Annotated in this window: 21 protein-coding genes; 9 read left to right on the top strand and 12 right to left on the bottom strand. The window is 71.9% G+C overall.

Annotated elements, in window-relative coordinates; genetic code table 11:
• Nucleotides 1–492: 492 nt before the first annotated feature.
• A complete protein-coding gene (locus HDC93_RS27940; protein ID WP_185013616.1) occupies nt 493–699 on the bottom strand; it encodes a hypothetical protein in 207 nt (68 codons plus the stop codon).
• A 618-nt stretch (nt 700–1,317) separates the two neighbouring features.
• Here HDC93_RS27940 and HDC93_RS27945 point away from each other — a divergent pair.
• From HDC93_RS27945 to HDC93_RS27955, 3 genes are all read left to right on the top strand, one after another.
• The gene (locus HDC93_RS27945) at nt 1,318–1,608 is read left to right on the top strand and encodes a GNAT family N-acetyltransferase (protein ID WP_185013618.1); all 291 of its coding nucleotides are present in this window, start codon (nt 1,318–1,320) and stop codon (nt 1,606–1,608) included.
• Entirely contained in the window at nt 1,509–3,419 is a 1,911-nt protein-coding gene (locus HDC93_RS27950) for an APC family permease (RefSeq protein ID WP_185013620.1), read from the top strand. The genes HDC93_RS27945 and HDC93_RS27950 overlap by 100 nt, the downstream gene beginning before the upstream one ends.
• A 181-nt stretch (nt 3,420–3,600) precedes the next feature.
• Entirely contained in the window at nt 3,601–3,744 is a 144-nt protein-coding gene (locus HDC93_RS27955; RefSeq protein WP_185013621.1) for a hypothetical protein, read from the top strand.
• A gap of 289 nt (nt 3,745–4,033) precedes the next feature.
• On the opposite strand, the gene HDC93_RS27960 is transcribed toward HDC93_RS27955, so the two are convergent.
• The 4 genes from HDC93_RS27960 to HDC93_RS27975 all read right to left on the bottom strand — a co-directional run bounded on the left by HDC93_RS27960 (nt 4,034) and on the right by HDC93_RS27975 (nt 6,816).
• Nucleotides 4,034–4,768, bottom strand: a complete 735-nt coding sequence (locus HDC93_RS27960) for a DUF1775 domain-containing protein (RefSeq protein ID WP_185013623.1) — start codon at nt 4,766–4,768, stop codon at nt 4,034–4,036.
• Between the two features lie 146 nt (nt 4,769–4,914).
• Nucleotides 4,915–5,139, bottom strand: a complete 225-nt coding sequence (locus tag HDC93_RS27965; RefSeq protein ID WP_185013625.1) for a heavy-metal-associated domain-containing protein — start codon at nt 5,137–5,139, stop codon at nt 4,915–4,917.
• Between the two features lie 113 nt (nt 5,140–5,252).
• Complete coding sequence (locus HDC93_RS27970; protein ID WP_185013627.1) at nt 5,253–5,870, bottom strand: sigma-70 family RNA polymerase sigma factor; 618 nt, start codon at nt 5,868–5,870, stop codon at nt 5,253–5,255.
• Nucleotides 5,871–6,054: 184 nt separating this feature from the next.
• Nucleotides 6,055–6,816, bottom strand: a complete 762-nt coding sequence (locus tag HDC93_RS27975; protein WP_185013629.1) for a hypothetical protein — start codon at nt 6,814–6,816, stop codon at nt 6,055–6,057.
• A 248-nt stretch (nt 6,817–7,064) separates the two neighbouring features.
• On the opposite strand from HDC93_RS27975, the gene HDC93_RS27980 reads away from it, so the two are divergent.
• The gene (locus HDC93_RS27980) at nt 7,065–8,207 is read left to right on the top strand and encodes an MFS transporter (protein ID WP_260419812.1); all 1,143 of its coding nucleotides are present in this window, start codon (nt 7,065–7,067) and stop codon (nt 8,205–8,207) included.
• Nucleotides 8,204–9,232, top strand: coding sequence for a glycoside hydrolase family 88 protein (locus HDC93_RS27985; protein WP_260419804.1), 1,029 nt, complete (start codon nt 8,204–8,206; stop codon nt 9,230–9,232). Before HDC93_RS27980 ends, HDC93_RS27985 begins: the two co-directional genes overlap by 4 nt.
• 36 nt (nt 9,233–9,268) lie before the next feature.
• Here the strand turns inward: HDC93_RS27985 and HDC93_RS27990 are convergent, their stop codons facing one another.
• Nucleotides 9,269–10,441: an acyl-CoA dehydrogenase family protein gene (locus HDC93_RS27990; RefSeq protein WP_185013630.1), complete on the bottom strand. Its 1,173-nt coding sequence runs from the start codon at nt 10,439–10,441 to the stop codon at nt 9,269–9,271.
• A 124-nt stretch (nt 10,442–10,565) separates the two neighbouring features.
• Here HDC93_RS27990 and HDC93_RS27995 point away from each other — a divergent pair, with 124 nt between their 5' ends.
• On the top strand, nt 10,566–12,305 hold the full coding sequence (locus HDC93_RS27995) for a CoA transferase (protein ID WP_185013632.1): 1,740 nt from the start codon (nt 10,566–10,568) through the stop codon (nt 12,303–12,305).
• Nucleotides 12,302–13,969 (top strand): class I adenylate-forming enzyme family protein, encoded by a 1,668-nt coding sequence (locus HDC93_RS28000; protein ID WP_185013634.1) that lies wholly within the window; start codon nt 12,302–12,304, stop codon nt 13,967–13,969. The genes HDC93_RS27995 and HDC93_RS28000 overlap by 4 nt, the downstream gene beginning before the upstream one ends.
• 110 nt (nt 13,970–14,079) lie before the next feature.
• Here HDC93_RS28000 and HDC93_RS28005 read toward each other — a convergent pair whose 3' ends face one another.
• The 6 genes from HDC93_RS28005 to HDC93_RS28030 all read right to left on the bottom strand — a co-directional run bounded on the left by HDC93_RS28005 (nt 14,080) and on the right by HDC93_RS28030 (nt 19,743).
• Entirely contained in the window at nt 14,080–14,904 is an 825-nt protein-coding gene (locus tag HDC93_RS28005; protein ID WP_185013635.1) for a metal ABC transporter solute-binding protein, Zn/Mn family, read from the bottom strand.
• Nucleotides 14,853–15,731: a metal ABC transporter permease gene (locus HDC93_RS28010; protein WP_185013636.1), complete on the bottom strand. Its 879-nt coding sequence runs from the start codon at nt 15,729–15,731 to the stop codon at nt 14,853–14,855. The genes HDC93_RS28005 and HDC93_RS28010 overlap by 52 nt, the downstream gene beginning before the upstream one ends.
• Nucleotides 15,728–16,363, bottom strand: coding sequence for an ATP-binding cassette domain-containing protein (locus HDC93_RS28015; RefSeq protein WP_185013638.1), 636 nt, complete (start codon nt 16,361–16,363; stop codon nt 15,728–15,730). The genes HDC93_RS28010 and HDC93_RS28015 overlap by 4 nt, the downstream gene beginning before the upstream one ends.
• A 298-nt stretch (nt 16,364–16,661) precedes the next feature.
• The gene (locus HDC93_RS28020; RefSeq protein ID WP_185013640.1) at nt 16,662–17,198 is read right to left on the bottom strand and encodes a copper chaperone PCu(A)C; all 537 of its coding nucleotides are present in this window, start codon (nt 17,196–17,198) and stop codon (nt 16,662–16,664) included.
• Nucleotides 17,195–19,435 (bottom strand): heavy metal translocating P-type ATPase, encoded by a 2,241-nt coding sequence (locus tag HDC93_RS28025; RefSeq protein ID WP_185013755.1) that lies wholly within the window; start codon nt 19,433–19,435, stop codon nt 17,195–17,197. Before HDC93_RS28025 ends, HDC93_RS28020 begins: the two co-directional genes overlap by 4 nt.
• Before the next feature lie 53 nt (nt 19,436–19,488).
• Nucleotides 19,489–19,743, bottom strand: coding sequence for a hypothetical protein (locus HDC93_RS28030; RefSeq protein ID WP_185013642.1), 255 nt, complete (start codon nt 19,741–19,743; stop codon nt 19,489–19,491).
• A gap of 257 nt (nt 19,744–20,000) precedes the next feature.
• On the opposite strand from HDC93_RS28030, the gene rpmF reads away from it, so the two are divergent.
• Complete coding sequence (gene rpmF / locus HDC93_RS28035; RefSeq protein ID WP_185013643.1) at nt 20,001–20,171, top strand: 50S ribosomal protein L32; 171 nt, start codon at nt 20,001–20,003, stop codon at nt 20,169–20,171.
• Nucleotides 20,172–20,178: 7 nt separating this feature from the next.
• Entirely contained in the window at nt 20,179–21,366 is a 1,188-nt protein-coding gene (locus HDC93_RS28040; protein WP_185013645.1) for a GTP-binding protein, read from the top strand.
• Nucleotides 21,367–21,551 lie beyond the last annotated feature (185 nt).

The following is a 21,551-nucleotide window of genomic DNA, read 5'->3' on the forward strand; positions in this document are numbered from 1 at the left end:
ACGAGCAGCAGAGTGCCGAGCAGCAGGACTCACCGCATCAACAACTGTCCCTTTTCATCCGTACGCGGGTGGGGACGTTCACGTGTACGCCGACATCAGCAGACCAGATTCACGTCGCCTCCACGCCGGGCACCACCTGGCCAGTAAACGGGTTTCCGCCAGACTCATCCCGGGCCAAAAAGTAACACCCGGTTCTGATGCCATTTCATCAATAACGACGCGTCAACAGCGATCCCCTGCAAGGGAACTGCGCTCCGTCTCTCTGATCCCCACCTGACGTCTCACGGACGCCTTTTCCACAGTCGCTCACCACGGTCGCGTCACCGCTCCCGCAGCATGTGGCGGTTTGAAGCCTCCCCCCGCAGGGCGACTCCGAAGGGCCGAAAGTCCTTCATCTCTCGTGCAGCACCGCGTTCAGCTACTCAACTACCGCGAGCAGCCTCCCGCGTTCGTGGCACACCTTTTTTCAGGATCTCCGGTCTGGAGTGAGCGTCAGCCCTGTCCCACGGGCCCTGCCGTGCCCAGCGCCGACCCCGTCTGGTCGCGAGCGTCACTGCCACGGGCCGGGCCCGGAGCGGCCGGACCGGACCCGGAGGTGAGCATGAACCGGCCGAGGTAGTGGCCATTGCCGTAGGCGCGCAGCTCGATCTCGCCGTCCGGCCAGCCGACGGCGTCGAGGCCCCAGGGGCGTGTCCGCACGGAGTCGGATCTGCGAACGCTGTCATCGCCGCCTTGCGCCCGGCCCGTCTTCACGGCGGTGCACATCCGCCTGACCGAGTAGCGACCCTCCGGGCCACGAGTCGGGGCAGGCGAGTCGCAAGGCGGCAAGAGGAAAGGACCGTCCGATGGCACCGCGGCCACTGCCTGGCGCGCCCGTCAGGGACCCGTATGCGTGCGTCAGAGTCCCGTCAGAGAACGGAATTCTGGCTTGCCCCGCCCGTGCGCCACGCTTCCGTGGTCCTCGTTAACAGCGACTGGCCCCTCTTCGAACGACCGCCGAGCTCCCTCGGTGGTCGCGCCGCGAGCCACGCTTACGGGAAGCGCTCGCGCCTCCTCGACTCGCGTCAGCCGACGCCGCCTTCCGTCATCCGAGGGGTTCCGTGACCGACTCCGGTGCCCCTCGGTCCTCCTTCCCCTTCGCACGCACACCACCCCTGACCCGGGGCTGCGCAGGCGTGCGGAACCCCTGGATCGGATCATGTCCGACTAAGCCCTGTCGTCCTTGTCCGGCCGCACCGTCCTGGTCACCGTCGCCACCGCCGGCATCGGCTACGAGACCGTTCGGCAGCCCACTTCCGCGGCACGGGGCACGAGGACGTGGCCGTCCACACCGTCGCCGACCGCAGACGCCGCCATCTGGCTCCGGCCTGCGTAACCGCCGTGCGCGAGGACATCGCCTCCCGCGGCCATACCCCCGGCTGGAACTGCTCGGTTCACAACCGGGCCGGCCGTCTCCTGGCCTGGACCGCTGGATTCCGCCTGGTACGGGAGTATGTCCACTTCGCTGGATGCTGGAGGGCCTGGCCGACATGGGCAAGGACCAGGGGCGGGTGGGGCCTCGCCCGGAGTCCCAGCTGCACCACAAGGGCCAGCCCTGGTACCGCGTGATGTGCCTGACCGGCGTCGACTACTTCTCCACCCTCGGTTACCAGCCGGGCATCGCGGCCCTCGCCGCCGGCCTGCTGTCGCCGATCGCGACCATCGTGCTGGTGATCGTCACCCTGGCGGGCGCCCTGCCGGTCTACCGGAGGGTGGCGGAGGAGAGCCCGCACGGCGAGGGCTCGATCGCGATGCTCGAACGGCTGCTTTCCTTCTGGAAGGGCAAGCTGTTCGTCCTGACACTGCTGGGCTTCGCCGCAACCGACTTCCTGGTCACCATCACCCTGTCCGCCGCGGACGCCTCGACCCACCTGGTGGAGAACCCGCACCTCGAAGAGGCCCTGCACGACCAGCAGGTGCTGATCACGATGATCCTCATCGCGCTGCTCGGGGCGGTGTTCCTCAAGGGGTTCCTGGAGGCGATCGGCGTGGCCGTCGCCCTGGTGGCCAGTTACCTCGCGCTCAACGCGGTGGTGGTCGTCGTCGGCCTCTACCACGTCGTCACCGAGGGGCATGTCGTCACCGACTGGTCGAACGCACTGACCGCCGAACACGGCAACTTCTTCGTGATGATCGGGATGGCGCTGATCGTCTTCCCCAAGCTGGCGCTCGGCATGTCCGGCTTCGAGACCGGTGTCGCCGTGATGCCGCACGTCAAGGGCGACTCCGGCGACACCGAGCAGCAGCCCACGGGCCGCATCCGTGACACGAAGAAGCTGCTCACCACGGCCGCGCTGATCATGAGCGTCTTCCTGATCACGACCAGCTTCATCACCACCCTGCTCATCCCGGAAAAGGAGTTCGAGGAGGGCGGCAAGGCCAACGGCCGTGCTCTGGCGTACCTGGCGCACGACTACCTGGGCAACGCCTTCGGGACGGTCTACGACATCTCGACGATCTGCATCCTGTGGTTCGCCGGCGCCTCCGCGATGGCCGGCCTGCTCAATCTGATGCCGCGCTACCTGCCGCGCTACGGCATGGCCCCGCACTGGGCCCGCGCGGTGCGGCCCATGGTCATCGTCTTCACCCTGGTGGGCTTCCTGGTCACCTGGATCTTCGACGCCGACATCGACGCCCAGGGCGGCGCCTACGCCACCGGCGTCCTCGTGCTGATCACCTCAGCCGCGATCGCGGTGACCATCGCCGCGCGCAAGGCGGGCCAGCGGAACTGGACCGTCGGCTTCGGCGTCATCTCGGTGGTCTTCCTCTATACGACCGTCGTCAACGTCATCGAGCGTCCCGACGGCGTGAAGATCGGCGCCTGCTTCATCGCCGGCATCATCCTCATCTCCCTCCTCTCGCGGCTGATGCGCGCCTTCGAACTGCGCGTGACCGACGTGCACCTCGACGACATGGCGGAACGTTTCGTCCGGGACATCGCCAGCCGCAAGATCCGCTTCATCGCCAACGAGCCCGACGCCCGCGACAAGGCCGAGTACCGCGACAAGATCGCGCAGATCCGCAACGACAACGACCTGCCCGAGCAGGAGGACTTCGTCTTCGTCGAGGTCACCGTCACCGACCCGTCGGAGTTCGAGGCCGGTCTGATCGTGCGCGGCGCGGTCATGCACGGCCGCTACCGTGTCCTGACCCTGGAGTCGTCCTCCATCCCCAACGCGCTCGCCGCACTGCTCCTGCATGTCCGCGACACCACCGGCCGCATCCCGCACATCTACTTCGAGTGGACCGAGGGCAACCCCTTCGCCAACTTCCTGCGCTTCTTCCTCTTCGGCCAGGGCGAGGTCGCCCCGGTCACCCGCGAGGTACTGCGCGAGGCGGAACCGGACCCCACACGCCGCCCGCGCGTGCACGCCGGTTGACATGCCGTGCCTCGCCCGACGCTGCGGTGCGCCGGGCAGGAGACCCCGGCGGCACTCCCCCATGCACGCAGACCGCGCCAGAACCGCTGCGGGTCCGGCACCGCGAGCAAACGGTGACCACAAGACCACTCGAACCCAGTGACGGGACTGATGGGACATGAAGGCACTTCGGCACTGGAGTATGGGGACCAGGATCATCGTGCTCATGATGGGCTCCGGTGTCCTCGTCTCGGCGGGCGCTCTCGCCGAGTGGTGGTGGCTCATGGGCATCGGCGCGTGGATGCTCATCGCCGCCGGCCTGCTCGAAATGATCTACCGCCCTTGATCCACTCACCGGGGTCCGACACCCAGGCATCGTCCCTGTGAGGGAACCCGATTCTCGCCAAGACGTGCTCAGCATGCCGTCGCGCAGGCGGGTCAGCAGGCGTGTGATGAGGCGTGTGGACCGGTGCTCTGTCGCTGCCGGCGGCCTGCCCGTCCGGTCTCCTCGGTGCTGTCCTCCGAGCCGACCAGCAGGGCACGGTCTTAGATCGGAAGGGGACTGCTTTCAGCGACCGTAGTGCTCACCTGCCGGCGGCTGCGGAATCAGGGGTTCCCGACTCCGCAGCTCCCTGTCAGGCGGCCCCGGTGCGGCGGTGCTTGAGCCACCAGGCTCCGCCGCCAAAGGCCAGTACGGCCACACCGATGCCGATGGGCACGGCGAGGGGCATGCCGTCGTCGTCCTCGCTGCCGTCGGCCGCGGCCTTCGCCGAGGGGGCCGGTGTGGCCGGCTGGGCAGTGGGCTCGCCGGCGGTGGCGGTGGGTTCCTCGGCGGGTGTGGGGCTGATCGCCTTGGCGCCGGCTTCGGCGGGCTTCAGCTCGAGGCGCGGTGCGGGATGGCCGTGTCCGTGGCCGTCCCCGCTCTCCTCGTCGTCAAGTTCGATCCAGCGGTCGACCTTGCCGTCGCTGTAGGTCTGCAGGGTCTTGAAGACGAGGGACTCGGCATCGGGCAACTGCCGCACGGTGACGACGTATTCGGCGTCCTCCCCCACGGCGAGCTTGGGCCCCGAGACGGTGTAGCCCCGGCCGGTGGGGGCGAGTCTCCAGCCGTCCGGGCCCTCCTTGTAGGTGATGTCGCCGGGTGTGATGCCCTTGGGCAGGACCACTTCCAGCTTGGTGATGCCCGCGGAGCCGGACTCGGACGCCGCGGAGAACGTCAGGACGGCGTTCCGGCCGAGGGCCCGGGCGCCCTCCGCCTCGACCTCGGCATGGGCCGCGGCCGGTCCCGCGGTGGCGACAGTGACCACGAACGCGGCTGCCGTGAGGGCGCCGAGACGGTGCAGGGTGCGTGCCAGGGTCGGGTGATGCACGGGAAACTCCCTCGATCCGTTGATGTGGGGGCTGTTTTCGAGCGTGGGGCGGGTCCTCTGGCCAGGCAGGGGCGCGCGGACGGCGCTCCCCTGCCTGGCCGAAGGTACGCGTCGATCGCGAAACGACGGGCCGGGCGTCGTGCGGCTCAGACCGCGGCGCCTTGCGCGGCGGCGGTCACCTCGTAGCCCGCCTCGGTGATCGCAGCCCGTACAGCGTCGTCGTCCACCGCCTCTGCGTGTACCGTCACCCGCCCTGCCGGGACGTCGACGTCGACCTTGGTGACACCGGGTACGTCCCTCACCTCTTCGGTGATGCTCGCGGCGCAGTGGCCGCAGTTCATGCCGGACACGGTGTAGGTCTTCTCGGCCATGGGATGCTCCTGACTCTCTGTTTCCGGCGGTTGTGGCGTCGGCCGGGGGTGGGCCGGATCGGGTTGCGGCCGCCCGGAGGGCGAACCGGGCGGCTGTGTACGTACGTGGCAGGTCAGGCCGCGGCGGCCACCGGCGTGCGGTGTTCGGCCTCGTCCAGCCACTCGATCAGCGAGGTGCGGGCCCGGGCGACCCGGGAGCGCACCGTGCCGACCGGGCAGTCGCTGACACTGGCCGCCTCCGCGTACGGAAGCCCGACGAGCTGGGTGAGGACGAAAGCCTCGCGGCGGTCGTCCGGCAGCGCGTCCAGCAGCTCGGCGAGGGCGACGCCGTCGTCGAAGCCGGGCAGGTCGCGCGGCTGGGCGCGTTCGGCGGCCGACTGCCAGTCGTCGGTGTCCGACAGGCGGGGGCGGGAGGAGCTGTAGCGGATGCTGTCGATCACCGCGCGGCGGGCTATGGACAGCAGCCAGGTACGGGCCGAAGACCGGCCTTCGAACCGGTGCAGGCTGCCCAGCGCCCGCAGGAAGGTGTCCTGGGTCAGGTCGTCGGCGCTCTGAGGGTCGGCACCGAGGAAGGTCACATAGCGTCGGACGTCTCGGTGCAGGGCGCGGACGAAGAGGTCGACGGCGTCGGGGTCGCCGCTGCGGGCGGCCAGTGCCCAGGCCGTGATGGACGCGTCTCTCGACGCTTCATTCGCGTCTTCGCGCAGTGCGGACAGGACAGGAGTGAGCACCTGGTGTCCTCCTTCTCTGGAATCCGGGGAGCGGTGTCCGGGTCGACGCGCGCAGGGCAGCGAGCGGGACGGCGGAACCGGTGAAAGGGGAGCGGTCGGGCGTGCAGGTGCGCGCGACCGATGCCCGAGGCGGGGAGACGACGGCTCGTCGTCCCCCTGTGCGGCCTCGGGAAGCCGGCTGTCGTCAGGCGACAGCGATCCCCATGGGTGGACCCCGGGAAGTGATCGCGTGGGCGAGGAGAAGGCGCCGCGGCTTGCGATGCGAACGGCCCCTGAGGGAGCGCACACGTGGCCGGTGCGGCGGCGCGGGCAGCCGGAGGATCAGACGCAGCGGAGCGACGAGCCATCCGGCGAAGGCACGCAGGATGCGGAACGCGGCGCGCTCGCCATGGGCGAGCCACAGGCCGCACAGCACCGCGGCCAGAAGGTGGGTGGCGAGCATGCCGGTCGAGGACATGCCACCCATGCCATGGTCCAGGGAGTGCGCGGTGCCCAAGTGGTGCATCGACCCCGTGTGGTCCATCGACCCCATGGAGTGCATGGCGCCCATCGCATGGTCCATGGAGCCCATCGAGCTCATGGACATCGGCGTGGCGCCGTGCTCGGCGCCCGGACCCGACGGCGAAGCGCACAGCAGGTAGCCCAGCCACTGCTGGACGAGCGACCCGCCGCCGGACGACTGCGAGTGGACCACTGCCTGGGCGAGCGAGAACGACGAGTGGAGTACGGCCTGGGTGGCGACCACGACGGAGCCGACCAGGACGGGCCCGCGCTCCCGGCCGGCCAGCCACCAAGCAGTGCCGCCGGTCGCCGACGACGCCGCGATCATGGCCCACCAGGGCACCGCGGTCCCGGACATCATGACGTGCCCCAGGGAGGCGAGCAGCACGCAGACGGCCGCGAACACAGCGGCCCTGAGCGTGCGAGAACACCACCCAACGGTCATGGCGCCTCATCCTCGCAGTCCGGGTCTCACGCGTCACGAGAGGGTACGGACCTGACCCGGGTGCACGACTCAATCCCCCGACTGTGATCCACGCCACAGCAACGGACGGGAACTCGCAGGAACTTGCTGCCGACTTCTGTCGCGGACCCGGGAAGGTCGCCGGGGGCTGAGGAGGGGTGCCGGTGGCGGCCGAGCAGAGTGAGATCCGGACCGCGGCCGAGGTTCCCCCGGCGCGGGCGACCACGGCCATGACCGCACTCCTGACGTGCGCGATGGCCTTCTCGATGATGCAACTGTTCCTGCTGGGCGCCCTCGGACCACGGCTCGTGGACGACCTGCGTGTCTCGCCCACCGTGCTGGGTCTGACCACGACCGTCGGCTTCGGAGCGGCCGCCGTGCTCTCACCGGCCGGCGGGCGCGTGGTGGACCGGCTGGGGCCGCGCCGCTGCCTCGTCGCACTGCTGCTGGTGTCGGCGGTGGCCCTGGCACTGATCGGCTCGGCGCCGGGGACGGGGCTTCTGCTGGCGGCGGTCGCGTTGGGCGGCCTGCCGCAGGCACTGGCGAATCCCGCCACGAACAAGACCATCCTGGCGGTGGTCCCCGCCGAGCGCCGCGGTTCGGTGACCGGGATGAAACAGTCGGGCGTGCAGTTGGGCGCGTTCGCCGCCGGACTGCCACTGGCCGCGCTGGCCGGGGTCGTCGGCTGGCGGGGCGCGGTGTGGGCGGCCGCCGCGACGGCCGTGGTGGCAGCGGTCTGGGCGGCGCGTACGCTGCCCGCCGATCCACCGCCGAAGTACGCACCCGCCTCATGGCTCCCCCGGGGCACCATCGCCTGGCTGGCCGTCTTCTCACTGCTGCTGGGCTGTGGCATCGCCTCCGTGAACACCTACCTCGTCCTGTACGGCGTGCGGCGGCTCGACCTCGGCCCTACGGCGGCCGCCGCGCTGGTGGCGGTGCTGGGTGTCGCGGGGATCGCCGGACGAGTGGGCTGGTCGAAGGCCGCCGGTCAGCCGGGGCGCGCGCGGTGGCTTCCCGGCGGGCTGGCGGCCGGAGCGGTGGGGGCGGCGCTGCTGCTCGCGGCCTCGGCGTACGCCCATCCGCTGGCATGGGTCGCCGCTGTCGCCGTGGGTGTCTTCGCCGTCTCCGCGAACGCGGTCTCCATGGTGCTGGTGATGCAGCGGGCCGTGCCCGGACAGGCAGGCCAGGACTCGGCCCTGGTCTCGGCCGGTTTCTTCGCCGGCTTCGCGATCGGTCCGCCCCTGTTCGGCCTGCTGGCCGCTGCCGGGCACTACGGGACGGGGTGGCTGCTGGTCGCCGGTGAGTTCGCGGGCGCGGGCGTGGTGGCGCTGGTCTGGGCGGTGCGGGAGCGGCGATCGGTCGTACGGCGATGAGCACGACGCGTGCGGCCGAGGGCCACCTGGACCGGACTGCCGCTGTCCCCGAGTGGGTCGGCCCCGCGCTGGAGTCCGTCCTCGGCCGGGTGGCTGTCACCCGGACCGAAGTCGCGGGCCGCTTCCCCCTGTTCGCGGACTCCCGCAGCGGCCGGTGGACGACGACCGGGCGGGGCTCGTGGACGGGCGGCTTCTGGGCAGGACTGCTGTGGCTCCGCGCCCGGCACACGGGGCAGGAGTCCGACCGCGAGGCCGCCGTGCGGTGCACCGGCCGGCTCACCGACTGGGTGGACACCGACACCGCGACGCGCGGACTGATCTTCTGGTACGGAACGGCGCTCGCCGACACCCCGGAGGCCGCCGCTCTGCGCGCGCGGGCGGCACGAGCCTGCCGGGGCGCGTACGACGCCGAACTCGGCCTGGTTCCCTGGGGCTCGGCGTTCGGCGGGCCCCGGCTGCTGGCACGCGTGGACGGCGTGCCCGGCATGGTCCCGCTGCTGACCTCGGTGGACCCCTGGGCCGCAAGGTCCCATCTCCACCGCCACCTCGAACTCTGCGCGGGCGAGGGCCCCTCGTACTGGTCCTGGCGGTACGAGAGGTCTGTCGGCTGGGCTCCCTGCGACGACCCTCCGCCGGGCTGGAGCCGAGGCCGGGCCTGGCTGCTGCTGGCTGTCGCCGACGCCGTACACCATCCCGATACCGACGATCTCGCGGAAGTCGTGGACCGCCTGCTCCAGGAGCCGTCTGTACCGCCGGCGGACGCGGGACACCCCGATGGCCCTCTCGATACCTCCGCAGCCGCCATCACCACGGTGGCCCTGCTCAAGCTCGGCCATCGCGACCAGGCCGTCGCACTGCTCGACGCACTCGTCAGCACCCATGTCACGGCGAATGGCCGCCTCGTGAACGGTTGCTACGACCTCTCCTCGGGAACGGCGACGCAACACGAGCTGGTCTGGGGCGACTTCTTCCTCGCCTACGCCCTCGCCGCACTCGCGGGCCTGGTCGACCCCCACGACGTCTGAGCGCTCCGCCGGAGGTGCGGTGACGGTTGTTCTTCGTCAGGGGGACCGCAGGACCCGGCGTGCGACCGCGGTGATGTGGAGTTCGTCCGGGCCGTCGAGGATCCGGGCGGCCCTGCCGGTGCGGAACAGGGCGGGCAGCGCGGTGTCAGGACCGAGACCCGCGGCCCCGTACACCTGGATCGCCGCGTCGGCCACCTGCTGCAGGGCGCGCGCGGCGGCCACCTTGGCCAGGCCCACTTCCACATGCGCGTCGAGCCCCGCGTCGAGGCGGGCCACCGCTTCGTACACCAGCGGGCGGGTCGTGCGCAGGGCGAGCAGCGACTCGAAGACGTGACGCTGGACGAGTTGGAGGTCGCCGAGCGGGCCTCGGGAGCGGGTACGGGTCACCGCGCGCGCCCGCATCAGGTCGAAGGCCCGGCGTGCCTGCCCCAGCCAGCGCAGGCAGCGCAGGGTGCGGCCCAGCTGGAGCCGTTCGCCCGCGACGGCCAGGGCCTTGCCGCGCGCGCCGATCAGGTGGTCACCGTCGACCACGACCTCGTCCAGGGCGATCTCCCACTGCCCGCCCGCCCCGAACACCGGCAGCTCGCGCACCACGCGGAAGCCGGGTGAGCCCGTGGGCACGAGGAGCAACGACAGGCCCTCCCGGTCCGCAGGTTCGCCGTCGGTGCGCGCGAGCACCGTGACCAGGTCGGCGTCGGACGCCCCGCTGGTGAACCATTTCCGCCCGCTCACCCGCCAGGTGCCGTGCTCCCCCGGCTCAGCCCGGGTGGCGGTGAGGAAGGGATCCGTACCCGGCGTCTCCGGCTCGGTCATGGCGTAGCAGGCCCGTATCTCCCCCGCGACGAGCCGTTCGGCGTACTGGTCACGGACGCCGGGGCTGCCGTACCTCCACAGCATCAGTGTGTCGAGCAGGGGGGCGGAGCCGAGGGCGGCCGGTCCGTGGTCGCTGGCTCCCTCGGCCTCGGCGACATGGGCGTACGAGCGCAGTGGCAGCCCCTGGCCGCCGAGTTCCGAGGGAAGCGGCAGCGCCCACAGCCCTTCGGCCTTCGCCTCCGCCTGTACTCCCCGCAGCACCGCGGCCGCCTCTGGCCCGCCGGCGTCCAGCACCGGCTCGTGGGGCACCACCCGGTCGCGCACGAACGCCGCGACGCGATCTCGCAACTCTGCTGTGTCCGCCGGGCATCGGGGCGCTCCGGTGATGTCCTCCATGCCGATCTTCCTCACTTTCCCCGGAGCCGCGGGAACCCCGGCGCCCGGCCGTCCGACTGCATCTTCCGTGGAACTGGTCGGGGGCGATCGCCCCCGGGTTCCCGCGCGTCAGGAAAGGAGAGGCATGGCAACTCCAGCCACACCGGCCATCGCGCGGACGGCCGGACCGCTCGACGGGCTCCGCTTCGAGGGTTCAGGTCCACCGGGCGCGGCGGACGCTCTGGTCGCGGAGCATCTGAGGCTGCTCGGCGCTCGGCCTGACGGCGCTTCGGGAGGCCGGTTCACCGTCACCGGGCGCGAGGCCGGCGAGGTCTCCGCCGGCACCGTCTGGGGCGCGACCGCGAGCGATGAGGCCACCGTGCAGGCGGCCAGCGGCATCATGGCGGTGCACGGCCGCCGCGACGGCGCCCCCCGCGGCCTGGCCGTCGACTACGCCGCGACCGCTACCGGTGTCCTGGCCGTGCAGGGCCTGCTGGCCGGTCTGCTGGCCCGGGCGCGCGGGACCGGGCACATCACCCAGGTCGACGTGAGCGCCGAGCGGGCCGGGCTGCTCACGGTCTCCCAGTACCTGGCCGCCGCAGGCGCCGAGGAGGGCGAGGCCGCCGAACTCGCCCCGGGCGGACCGCCCTTCACGTCCGCCGACGGCACGGTCTTCGAGGTGGAGACGCTCGACCCCGGTGTGTGGGCGGCGTTCTGGCGCGCCCTCGACGCTCCCGAGGCTGCGATACGCCAGGGATGGCGGCCCTTCCAGTTCCGCTATGCCACCGCCTGCGCACCCTTCCCCGAGGTGCTGCACGAGGCGGTACGGGTGAGTACCTGGGAGCGGATCCGGCAGGCGGCGGGCTCATCGGGGGCGGATGTGTGCCCGTTGGGGTCGCTGGCCGGGCGGGCCGCCGAGTACGACGGGGCGGCGCCCTGGGAGCTGACCCCGCACGACGCCGTATATGTCCCGCGCGGAACCCCCGGCGGCGGGCCGCTGGCCGGGTTCACGGTCCTGGAGGCCGGTCGCCGTATCCAGGCCCCGCTCGCTGCCCACGTCCTTGGTCTGCTGGGTGCGGAGGTGATCCGGATCGAGCCGCCGGGCGGCGACCCGTTGCGCGGTATGCCGCCGACCTGTTCGGGGATCTCGGCGCGGTGGCTGGCGCTGAACCGGGGCAAGAAGGCCGTCGAGGTGGACATCAAGTCCCCTTCCGACCGGGAGCGGTTGCGTGAGATGGCCGCCGACGCCGATGTGTTCCTGCACAACTGGGCACCGGGCAAGGCCGCCCAGCTCGGTCTCGACCGCGCGGACCTGGCCGTCGCCAACCCCGCGCTGGTCTACGTGTACACCAGCGGCTGGGCGGACCGGCTGCCCGACGCCCCCATGGGCACCGACTTCATGGTCCAGGCCCGCGCCGGCGTCGGCGAGGCGGTACGGCCCGCCGACGAGGCGCCCGCACCGTCCCTCATGACGCTGCTCGACGTGCTCGGCGGACTGCTCGGCGCCGAGGGGGCTCTCGCGGGCCTGCTGCTGCGCGAACGGACCGGACGCGGAGTGCGCGTGGACTCGTCCCTGCTCGGCGCCGCCGACGTACTGACCGCCCCCGCCCTGGCCCGGGCCGCACAGGGACTCGACCCGCGCCGGCCGGCCGGGTTCCGCCGCCCGCTGCGCACGGCCGACGGCTGGATCGCCCTGCCCGACCACGCCGCGATCCCGTACGACGTGAGCGAGCTGCCGACAGCTCAGGTACTGGAGCGGCTGCGCGAACGCGGCCTGCCCGCCGTCCCGGTCGTCACCGACCTCGCCGATCTCCTCTCCTCCGGCCCGATCAGCCGCGACGCACACGGCTCCCCCGCCGTCCCGAACCCCTGGAGCTTCGCATGACCGTGGCCCTGCACGACCTGCTGCCCGCCGAACTGCGCCGCTCCTGGGCCGTCGACGGCACCTGCCCCGACCTCGACCTGTACAGCCTCTTCCGCGCCCGCCAGATCGCCGACCTGCACCACACCGCCGTCCTCGACGCCAAGGGGAAACTCTGTTACACCGCCCTCGACCGCAAGGTGCGATGTCTGGCCGCCGGGCTGTCCGGGCTCGGCATACGCGCCGGTGACGTGGTCGGCATACAACTGCCCAACGGGCGGAACGCCGTCATCGCCGACCTCGCCCTGGCCGCCCTCGGCGCCGTCGCGCTGCCCTTCCCGGTCGGCCGGGGCGGGCGGGAGGCGGCCTCGCTGCTGCGCAGAGCGGAGGCGGTCGCCGTCATCGCCGCCACCGAACACCGCGGCAGCCACCACGCCGCCGACCTGCTCGCCCTGGCCGGCGAACTGCCCACCCTGCACACCGTGATCGCCGCCGGTCCCGGTACGGCCCCGGACCACGCTGTCGCATTCTCCGCGCTGCTGCGCACCGACCCCAGGTCCTTCACCGCGGCCCGCCCGGACCCCGACTCCGCCGCCCGCATCCTCGTCTCCTCCGGCTCCGAGGCCGAGCCGAAGATGGTGGCGTACTCCCACAACGCGCTGGCCGGCGGCCGCGGCAACTTCCTCGCCTCCCTCATCCCCGACGACCGGCCGCCCCGCTGCCTCTTCCTCGTCCCGCTGGCCTCCGCGTTCGGCAGCAACGGCACCGCGGTCACCCTCGCCCGGCACGGCGGAACACTCGTCCTGCTCGACCACTTCACACCCGAGGCGGCCCTGGACGCGCTCGCCGAGCACGAGCCCACCCACGTCCTGGGCGTGCCCACCATGATCCGGATGATGCTGGACCGGATCGCCGAGGGACACCACCCGCAATTCACTCCCCCGACGGCCGTCGTCGTCGGCGGCTCACCACTCGACGAGGCCACCGCCGACGAAGCCCGCCGCGTCTTCGGCTGCCCGGTCGTGAACCTCTACGGCTCCGCCGACGGCGTCAACTGCCACACCGGCCTGGGCGACGAACCCCTGCGCGGAGAAGGGCCCGGCATCCTCGCCGGACACCCCGACCCGCGCGTCGCCGACATACGTATCGCCGTCCCCGGCACACCCGGGTTCACTGAGGCACCGAAGGGTTCCGTCGGCGAGATCGTCGCGCGCGGTCCCATGACCCCGCTGTGCTACGTCGCCGCCCCGGACCTGGACGCCCGCTACCGCACATCCGACGGCTGGGTACGCACCGGCGACCTCGGCCTCATCGAGGACGACGGCACCCTGCGGATCGTCGGCCGCCTGAAGGACGTCGTCATCCGGGGCGGGGCCAACATCAGCCCGGCCGAGGTCGAGATCGAACTCGCCACGCACCCACGCGTACGGGACGTGGTGTGCGTCGGCGTGCCGGATCCGCTGATGGGCGAACGGCTCGCGGCCTGCGTCGTCCCACGGGGCGACGCACCCACGCTGGAAGACCTCACCGCACATCTGGACGCGCGCGGTCTGGAGCGCCGCAAACACCCCGAACACCTGCTGGTCGTCACGGAGTTGCCGCTGACGCCGGCGGGCAAGCCGGACCGGGCCCTCCTGCGTGAGCGGTGCTCCGCACAGGCGCCGGATTCCCTCGCCCGGGCCGTCTGACCCGTACGGCCTGGGGCCCGGCTCGATCGGTTCACCGAAAGGGTGAACGACGTGCGGGGCCGGAGCCAAGAGGCGGCTCCGGCCCCGCACTCGCTCGGCGGGAGCCCTCGCTACGAGCCCATGGCCTTCTTGATGGTGTCCGCCGCGTTCTTGTAGACCGCCATCAGGTCCAGGTCCTTGCCGGGGTAGTTGACGATCTCCACCTGTTTCGCCCCGGAGTCGGGCAGCACCTTGCCCGTCGTCATGTGGACGTTGTCGAAGACGTAACCGGGCTTCTTCTTCGCCAGGTCGGACAGTTGCTGGGCGGTCACGGCCTCAGGGCCGTACGTTCCCGCCACCTCCGCGCCCGCCATCTTCGCCGACCAGACGGAGAAGACCTGGGCGACGACGGCCGGGGCCTTGCCGTCCGGCCAGGCGTCCTTCAGCTCCTTCCGCAGGGTGCCGTACTCACTCCTGAAGGACGTGTCCCACCGGGCGGCGGCATCCTCGGTCCCGAACAGTTTGCCCAGCCGCGTGACTTCGGCACTGGCCTTGTCGGCGGAGTTGTCGAGGTTGACCTCGACCAGTTTCGCGTCCGACCCGGCGGCCTCCTTGATCTTCTCCGCGTACGGTTCGAAGGGTGCGTAGAGCACGAAGTCGGCGCCCGCGATCGCCGTGAGGTCCGACGGCTTGGGGTCGTAGTCCGGGGCGTGCTGCGCGGACGACGGGACGATGACCTTCACGTCCTTCGCGCCCGCGGCCTTGGCGAAGGCGCCCTCCCAGGTGGTGGTGGCCACGACGACAGGGGCGTCGCCGTTCTTCTTCCCACTCGTGCTCGTGTCCGCGCTGTCGGCCTTGTCGGAACCGCACGCGGTGGCGGTCAGGACGAGCGCGGTGCTCAGGCTCAGTGCGAGGACGGAAGGGAGACGGGCGATGCGGACGCGGATGCGCGCCATGAGCTGATTCTCCGTTCGGGAATGAGATGGACGGCCAGGACGACGATCCCGGCCGTCAGGACGAGCACGGGCCCGGGCGGCCAGTCGAGCTTCAGCGCGACGAGGAACCCGGTGAGGTTCACGACGACGCCGATGCCGACCGCCCAGGCGGTGATGGACTTCAGGGAGGTGCCCAGCCGCCGCGCGGCCAGCGCCGGCAGGAGGGTCAGCGCGTCGACGAGCAGCGCGCCGGTCAGTTTGATGGCCCCGGCCACGGACACCGCGACCAGGACGAGGAGAAGGAGGGTGAGCAGATCGACGCGCACCCCCGAGGAGAGGGCGAGTTCACGGTCGTGGAGCAGGAGGGCGAGGTCGCGGCGACGCCAGAAGAACAGGGCCGGTACGACGACGGCCAACACGCCCAGCAGCCACAGGTCGGCCGTGCCCACGGACAGGATCGAGCCCCACAGCAGCGCGAACGCGCCCTGCGCGTTGACTCCGGAGACGGCCAGGACCAGCAGCGCTGCGGCGATCGCCAGGCTCATCAGCAGACCCATCGCGCCCGACAGCCCGTCCGGCGTGCGGGCCAGCGGCGCGACCCCGGCTCCGGCGAGGGCGCAGGCGACCAGCGCGCACAGCATGGGATCGAGCCCGGTCAGCAGCCCCACCGCGATGCCCAGCAGCGCGACGTGCATCATCGCGAACCGCACCGGCATGATGTCAAGACCCACGATGACGACACCGATCACGGGCAGGCCGACTGCGGCCAACAGCAGGGCGGTGCCCGCCCGTTGAACCGGTATGAGCTGGAGAAGCGGTCCGAGGTCGGCGGCGGCGAGGCTGTTCACCGGACCTCCCTCAGCCGGCCTGCGGCCATCTCCAGCACTCGGTCGCAGCGGTCGGCCAGGGCCCTGTCGTGCGTGACGACCACCACGGTCACCGGCAGCGACAGCAGCACATCGGCGGCCTCCTCCTGTCCCGCGAAGTCGAGGGCCGCGGTGGGCTCGTCGGCCAGCAGCACCCCCGCCCCGGCGGCGACACCACCGACCGCGCGGGCCAGATACATGCGCTGCAACTGCCCTCCGGACAGCGTGTGCAGCGGCCGTCCGGTCAGTGCTGCGACTCCCAGTTTCGCCGCCGCCTCCACGGCTTCGGCCCGTGCTCCGCTGCTGGCCAGCAACTCGTGTGCGAGCAGCGGAAAACGCCCCACCGCGGGCTTCTGCGGAATCCAGGCACACGCCCGGCGCCGCCACGCCCACTCGGCCGCCGTCGCCGTGCCCCGCCCGCCGACCGTGATCTGTCCGCCGGCCTGGCGGTGCAGGCCCAGCACCGCGCGGATCAGCGTGGTCTTGCCCGACCCGTTGGTGCCGGTCAACGCGACCCGCTCGCCTGCCCCGATGTCGAGATCGACACCCCGTACGGCCTCGACGCGGCCGTGCCGGCAGGCGACTTCACGCATCCGCACATCCAGACCGTCCATCCCACCTCCTGCTCGTTCCCCGAGAGGAGTCGGAGGGAAAGGGCGGTGAGTTCCCGCCGGGCCAGGCGAATCCACGACACTTCGCGGCATCGCGTTCGCGCGTCTGCCGTCGAGCACGAGCCCGTGCCCTTCAGCGCTCTGCCCGGCCCGCGGCGATGGAAGCGCAGGGAAACGGAGCCGAACGCGCACCGCCCCGGCTTCGCCGCAGCACCCCGTGCGGCGTGGAGCGGTCACGGCCGAGCACGGTCTCGCCGGCCGGCCCGCGTCGCGCGGTGATCTGATCGAGCCCGCGGGCCGCCTACGGCAATGACGTCGAGCCCGGCCGCACCACAGCGGCCACGACCCGCACCGGGCCGCTGTGCCGGAAGTGCAGGGTGAACCGCACGAGGTCGCCCGGGCGCCACTGGCCCGGGCGGACGGGCACCGTCAGATCGACGCCGTGCGGCGACATGGCGAGGGTCTCGCCCGCCGCGACGGAGACGGAGTCGACCAGCGAGCGGTAGGCCGCGTTCCCCTGGGCCATGCGGTGCCGGGACAGCGTGACGTCCCCGGGGACCTCCCGTGCCGTGGCGCGGATCAGTGTGTCGGCCGAGCCGCCCTCATTGGTGATCCGGAAGAACGCCGCCGTCTCCGGCACTCCGTCGGTGGGCATGAGGACCTTGCCGACTTCGACGCGGATGTCCGCCGGACGGCCGGCCCGGCCCGCGCCGACCCAGGTCGTCAGGCCCGCCAGGGCGACGCTGCACGCGGCCACGGGCACCAGGACGGCGAGTGCCCCGTCCCTCAGCCGCCGCGGGGTGAGTCCGGCCAGTGCGGGCACCGGGATCCCTCTCATCGGACCAGAGCCTTCCCGACGGGGGGTCGTCGCCTCCGGCCCCCGGCGACGGACGGCTGCCAGGCGCGCAGCCGAAGGCTGTTGGCGACCACCAGGACGGAGCTCGCGGACATCGCCGCGGCGGCGACCATGGGGTCGAGCAGGCCGACCATGGCGAGCGGCACGGTGACGGCGTTGTACCCGAACGCCCACGCCAGGTTCGTCCGGATCGTGCCCAGCGTGCGCCGGGCCAGGCGTACGGCGTCGACGAGGGCCTCGATGTCCCCGCGGGCCAGGGTCAGATCGGCCGCACCGATGGCCACGTCGGTGCCGCTGCCCAGGGCGATGCCGAGGTCGGCGGCAGCGAGTGCGGCGGCGTCGTTCACGCCGTCACCGACGACGGCGACCCGCGCTCCGTCCTGCCTGAGCCGCTCCACGAGAGCGGCCTTGCCCTCGGGGGTGCACCGGGCGTGGATCTCCTCGATGCCGAGCGCCCGGGCGACGGCCTCCGCGGGGGCCTCGCGGTCGCCGGTGGCGAGCACCGGCCGGATCCCGAGCCGGCGCAGCCGGTCCACGGCCCGGTAGCTGCCCGGCCGCACGAGGTCCCCGACGGCGATCAGAGCCGCGGCCCGGCCGTCGATCGTCACGAGGACGGGCGTGTGCGTGGCTTCCTCCGCAGCGGCGAGCGCCTCGGCGAGGATGCCCGGCACCTCGCCGTCCGGCGCCGCCACTTCGACCGTGTGTCCGTCCACCTGCCCGCTGACGCCGCGCCCGGGGACCGCGACGAAGTCGGTGACCTCCGGCAGTGGTCCACCATTGCCCGCACGGCGTGCGAAGGCGGTGACCGCCCGTCCGATCGGATGCTCGGAGCCCTGCTCCACCGCACCGGCCAGCCGCACCACCTCGTCCTGCCCGGACCCGCCCGGCAGCACGGTCACCTCGGCCACCGTCATGTGACCGGTGGTCAGCGTGCCGGTCTTGTCCAGGACAACGGTGTCCACGTGCTGGAGGGCCTCCAGTGTCCGCGGTCCGCGCACCAGCACGCCCAGTTGGGCGCCGCGGCCGGTGGCGGCCATCAGGGCGGTGGGCGTGGCCAGGCCCAGGGCGCAGGGACAGGCCACGACCAGGACGGCCACGCAGGCGGTGAGCGCCGCCTGCGGATCGGCTCCCGCGCCGAGCCAGAAGCCGAGGACGGTCACCGCGACGGCGAGGACGACGGGGACGAACGCCCCGGCGACCGCGTCGGCCAGCCGCTGTGCCCGCGCCTTGCCGGCCTGCGCGTCCATGACGAGCCTGGTGATGCGGGCCAGTTGGGTGTCCGCGCCGACGGCGGTGGCCTCGACGAGAAGCATCCCGCCGACGTTGACGGCGCCACCGGTGAGGGCGGATCCAGGACCGACCTCGACCGGCCGGCTCTCACCGGTGACCAGGGACAGGTCAAGGGCGGAGCTTCCTTCCGTGACCCGCCCGTCCGTGGCGACCCGCTCGCCGGGACGCACCACGAAGACCTGCCCCACCCGCAACTGCTCGATGGACACCGACCGTTCGCCGTGTGCGTCCTTCACGGACACTTTCTTGGCGGCCAGTTCGGCGAGCGACCGCAGCGCTGCCCCGGTCCCTCGCCGGGCTCGCGCCTCCAGGTAGCGCCCCGTCAGCACGAACAGCGGGACACTCACGGCGGCTTCGAGGTACAGGTGGGCCGTGCCTTCCGAGGCCGAGGGCACCAGGCTGAAGGACATGATCATGCCGGGCTCGCCGGCTCCGCCGAGGAACAGCGCGTACACCGACCAGGAGAACGAGGCCAGCACTCCGAGAGAGACCAGGGTGTCCATGGTGGCCGTGGAGTGGCGCAGTCCGCGAAGTGCCCGGATGTGGAAGGGCCAGGCACTCCACACCGCGACGGGGGCGGCCAGCATGAAGCACAGCCACTGCCAGTTGCGGAACTGCAGGGCGGGCACCATCGACAGCACGAGGACCGGGGTCGACAGCAGCGCGGTGACAACGAGCCGCTCCCACGCGCCGCGGTCCTCGGCATCGAAGCCGTCGCTGTCTTCCGCGCTCCCGCCCTCGCCGTCCTCGCGGGCGGGCAGGGCGGCCTCGTAGCCTGCCTGCTCGACCACGGCCAGCAGGTCCTCGGGGGCGACGCCGGCCGGGTGGCTGACCCGGGCGAGCCCCGTGGCGAGGTTGACCGTGGCCGCCACACCGTCCAGCTTGCCGAGCCTCTTCTCGACCCGGCGGACACAGGCCGCGCAGGTCATCCCGCCGACGGTGATGTCCGTGACCGTGAGACCCGCCGGCGGTCCGCCCACTGTCACCCGCCGCTCCCGTGACGCATCCCCGGCATGTCCTCCATGCGTCCGGGCGCCTCGCCCGTGCCGCCACCCTCCCCGGCCGTTCCAGTTCCGTGCATGCCGGGCGCCACCGGCCCGGACGCCGATCCGACCAGATAGGAGACCGAATACAGCACCACCAGCAGGAGCAGGAATCCGCACAGCGCGGGAGGAGGAAGCAGCTTCCGGGCGGTCGCACCGGTGGAGCGACGGGATGGCTGCGGAGTATCGGCCATGACCGGCCTTTCCTGGTCGCATCGGGTTGTCTTGCCGGGGAGGACGGCCTCAGCCGTACCGCTCCAGTGGTCGGGCCGACGGGATGCCGGGTTCCGGCAGTCGATCGTGAGGCGGGTCACAGCGCGAAGTCGACACGGGCCTCACCTGTCGCGGCGGACCGAGGGAGAGCCCGGCGGGGCAGGGCCCGGCACCCCCACCGTAATGACATCCATTTTCATGTATCGTTTCGCACGCCAACTCGTACTCGGAGGTCCCCATGGCCGTGCCCAAACGCAAGACGTCCCGCAGCAACACCAGGCACCGCCGGGCGCAATGGAAGGCCACGACGGCTCAGCTGGTGACGGTCACGGTGGACGGGGTTCCGTACCGCGTGCCCCAGCGGCTGGCCAAGGCGTACGAGCGCGGCCTGCTCCGCCCCGAGGGCTGATCGCCGTATGACCCACGCCCCCTCGCCGCGCCTTCCCGTCACCGTCCTGTCGGGCTTCCTCGGCGCCGGCAAGACCACCCTGCTGAACCATGTCCTCACCAACCGCGAGGGCCTGCGCGTCGCCGTCATCGTCAACGACATGAGCGAGGTCAACATCGACGCCGCCCTCGTGCGCGGCGGCGAGGCGGCTCTGTCGCGGACCGAGGAACGCCTGGTCGAGATGACCAACGGGTGCATCTGCTGCACCCTGCGCGACGATCTGCTGGAAGAGGTGGACCGGCTGGCGCGCGAGGGACGCTTCGACTACCTCCTCATCGAGTCCTCCGGCATCTCCGAGCCCATGCCGGTGGCCGCCACCTTCGCCTTCGCCCGCGACGACGGCGCCACCCTCGGCGATCTGGCCCGTCTCGACACGATGGTCACAGTCGTGGACGCCGCCAACTTCCTTCCGGAGCTCGCCGGCGGCGACGAACTCGCCGAACGCGGCCTGGACCAGTACGAGGACGACGAACGCACCGTCAGCGACCTGCTGATGGACCAGATCGAGTTCGCCGACGTCATCGTCCTCAACAAGCTCGACCTCGTCGACGCGGCGTCCGCCGACCGGCTGCGAGCCACCCTGGCCCGTCTCAATCCCGCCGCCCGCATCGTGCCCGCCGTACGGGGCCGCGTACCGGCCGCAGAGGTCCTGGGCACCAGCCGCTTCGACCTGGAGCGCGCCCAGCAGGCTCCGGGCTGGGTCAGGGAACTCAACGGCGACCACGTGCCCGAGACAGAGGAGTACGGCATCTCCTCGACCGTCTTCCGCTCCTCGGCGCCTTTCCATCCCGGGCGGCTGTGGACGTTCGTGACCGAGGCCCTGGACAGCGGCGCTCACGGGCAGGTCCTCAGGTCCAAGGGCTTCTTCACGCTGGCCAGCCGGCCGCACGTGACGGGACTGTGGTCCCAGGCGGGCTCCGTGGCACGCTTCGAACCCTCCTCCGCGCGGGACACCGACAGCCCGTACGCCCAGGAACTCGTGTTCATCGGGACCGACTTGAACGCGGCATCCCTGCGGGACGCCCTGGACGGCTGCCTCATGCGGGACGGCGAGGCCCCGCCCGCCACCGATCCCTTCCCCGCGTGGGACACCTACGGTTTCGACGAGAGCTGCGCGCACGAGCACGACCCCCGCACCACCGTGACGGGGCACTGAGACTCCGGGCCGGACGGTGGTCGCAGCCACGGCACCGTCCGGCCCGGTACAACTGCGTCAGGGGGGCCGCACATGGACGGGCAAAAGCCGCGCCTGGGAACGGTGCAGGAGACACTCCTCATCCCGCTGTACGCCCGCGCGGTGGAGAACCGCAAGGAACAGGCCCTGCTGCGGGACCCTCGGGC

The organism is Streptomyces sp. AK010, from assembly GCF_014207295.1.
GTDB classification, from domain to species: Bacteria; Actinomycetota; Actinomycetes; order Streptomycetales; family Streptomycetaceae; genus Streptomyces; species Streptomyces massasporeus.

Coding starts and splice junctions, on each gene's coding strand:
- HDC93_RS27990 (WP_185013630.1), bottom strand. CDS start 10,441: ATGGAGGACATCACCGGAGCGCCCCGATGCCCGGCGGACACAGCAGAG.
- HDC93_RS28030 (WP_185013642.1), bottom strand. CDS start 19,743: ATGGCCGATACTCCGCAGCCATCCCGTCGCTCCACCGGTGCGACCGCC.
- HDC93_RS27965 (WP_185013625.1), bottom strand. CDS start 5,139: ATGGCCGAGAAGACCTACACCGTGTCCGGCATGAACTGCGGCCACTGC.
- HDC93_RS28000 (WP_185013634.1), top strand. CDS start 12,302: ATGACCGTGGCCCTGCACGACCTGCTGCCCGCCGAACTGCGCCGCTCC.
- HDC93_RS27950 (WP_185013620.1), top strand. CDS start 1,509: ATGCTGGAGGGCCTGGCCGACATGGGCAAGGACCAGGGGCGGGTGGGG.
- HDC93_RS28040 (WP_185013645.1), top strand. CDS start 20,179: ATGACCCACGCCCCCTCGCCGCGCCTTCCCGTCACCGTCCTGTCGGGC.
- rpmF (WP_185013643.1), top strand. CDS start 20,001: ATGGCCGTGCCCAAACGCAAGACGTCCCGCAGCAACACCAGGCACCGC.
- HDC93_RS27995 (WP_185013632.1), top strand. CDS start 10,566: ATGGCAACTCCAGCCACACCGGCCATCGCGCGGACGGCCGGACCGCTC.
- HDC93_RS28005 (WP_185013635.1), bottom strand. CDS start 14,904: ATGGCGCGCATCCGCGTCCGCATCGCCCGTCTCCCTTCCGTCCTCGCA.
- HDC93_RS27980 (WP_260419812.1), top strand. CDS start 7,065: ATGACCGCACTCCTGACGTGCGCGATGGCCTTCTCGATGATGCAACTG.
- HDC93_RS27975 (WP_185013629.1), bottom strand. CDS start 6,816: ATGACCGTTGGGTGGTGTTCTCGCACGCTCAGGGCCGCTGTGTTCGCG.
- HDC93_RS28015 (WP_185013638.1), bottom strand. CDS start 16,363: ATGGACGGTCTGGATGTGCGGATGCGTGAAGTCGCCTGCCGGCACGGC.
- HDC93_RS27985 (WP_260419804.1), top strand. CDS start 8,204: ATGAGCACGACGCGTGCGGCCGAGGGCCACCTGGACCGGACTGCCGCT.
- HDC93_RS27955 (WP_185013621.1), top strand. CDS start 3,601: ATGGGGACCAGGATCATCGTGCTCATGATGGGCTCCGGTGTCCTCGTC.
- HDC93_RS28025 (WP_185013755.1), bottom strand. CDS start 19,435: ATGACCTGCGCGGCCTGTGTCCGCCGGGTCGAGAAGAGGCTCGGCAAG.
- HDC93_RS28020 (WP_185013640.1), bottom strand. CDS start 17,198: ATGAGAGGGATCCCGGTGCCCGCACTGGCCGGACTCACCCCGCGGCGG.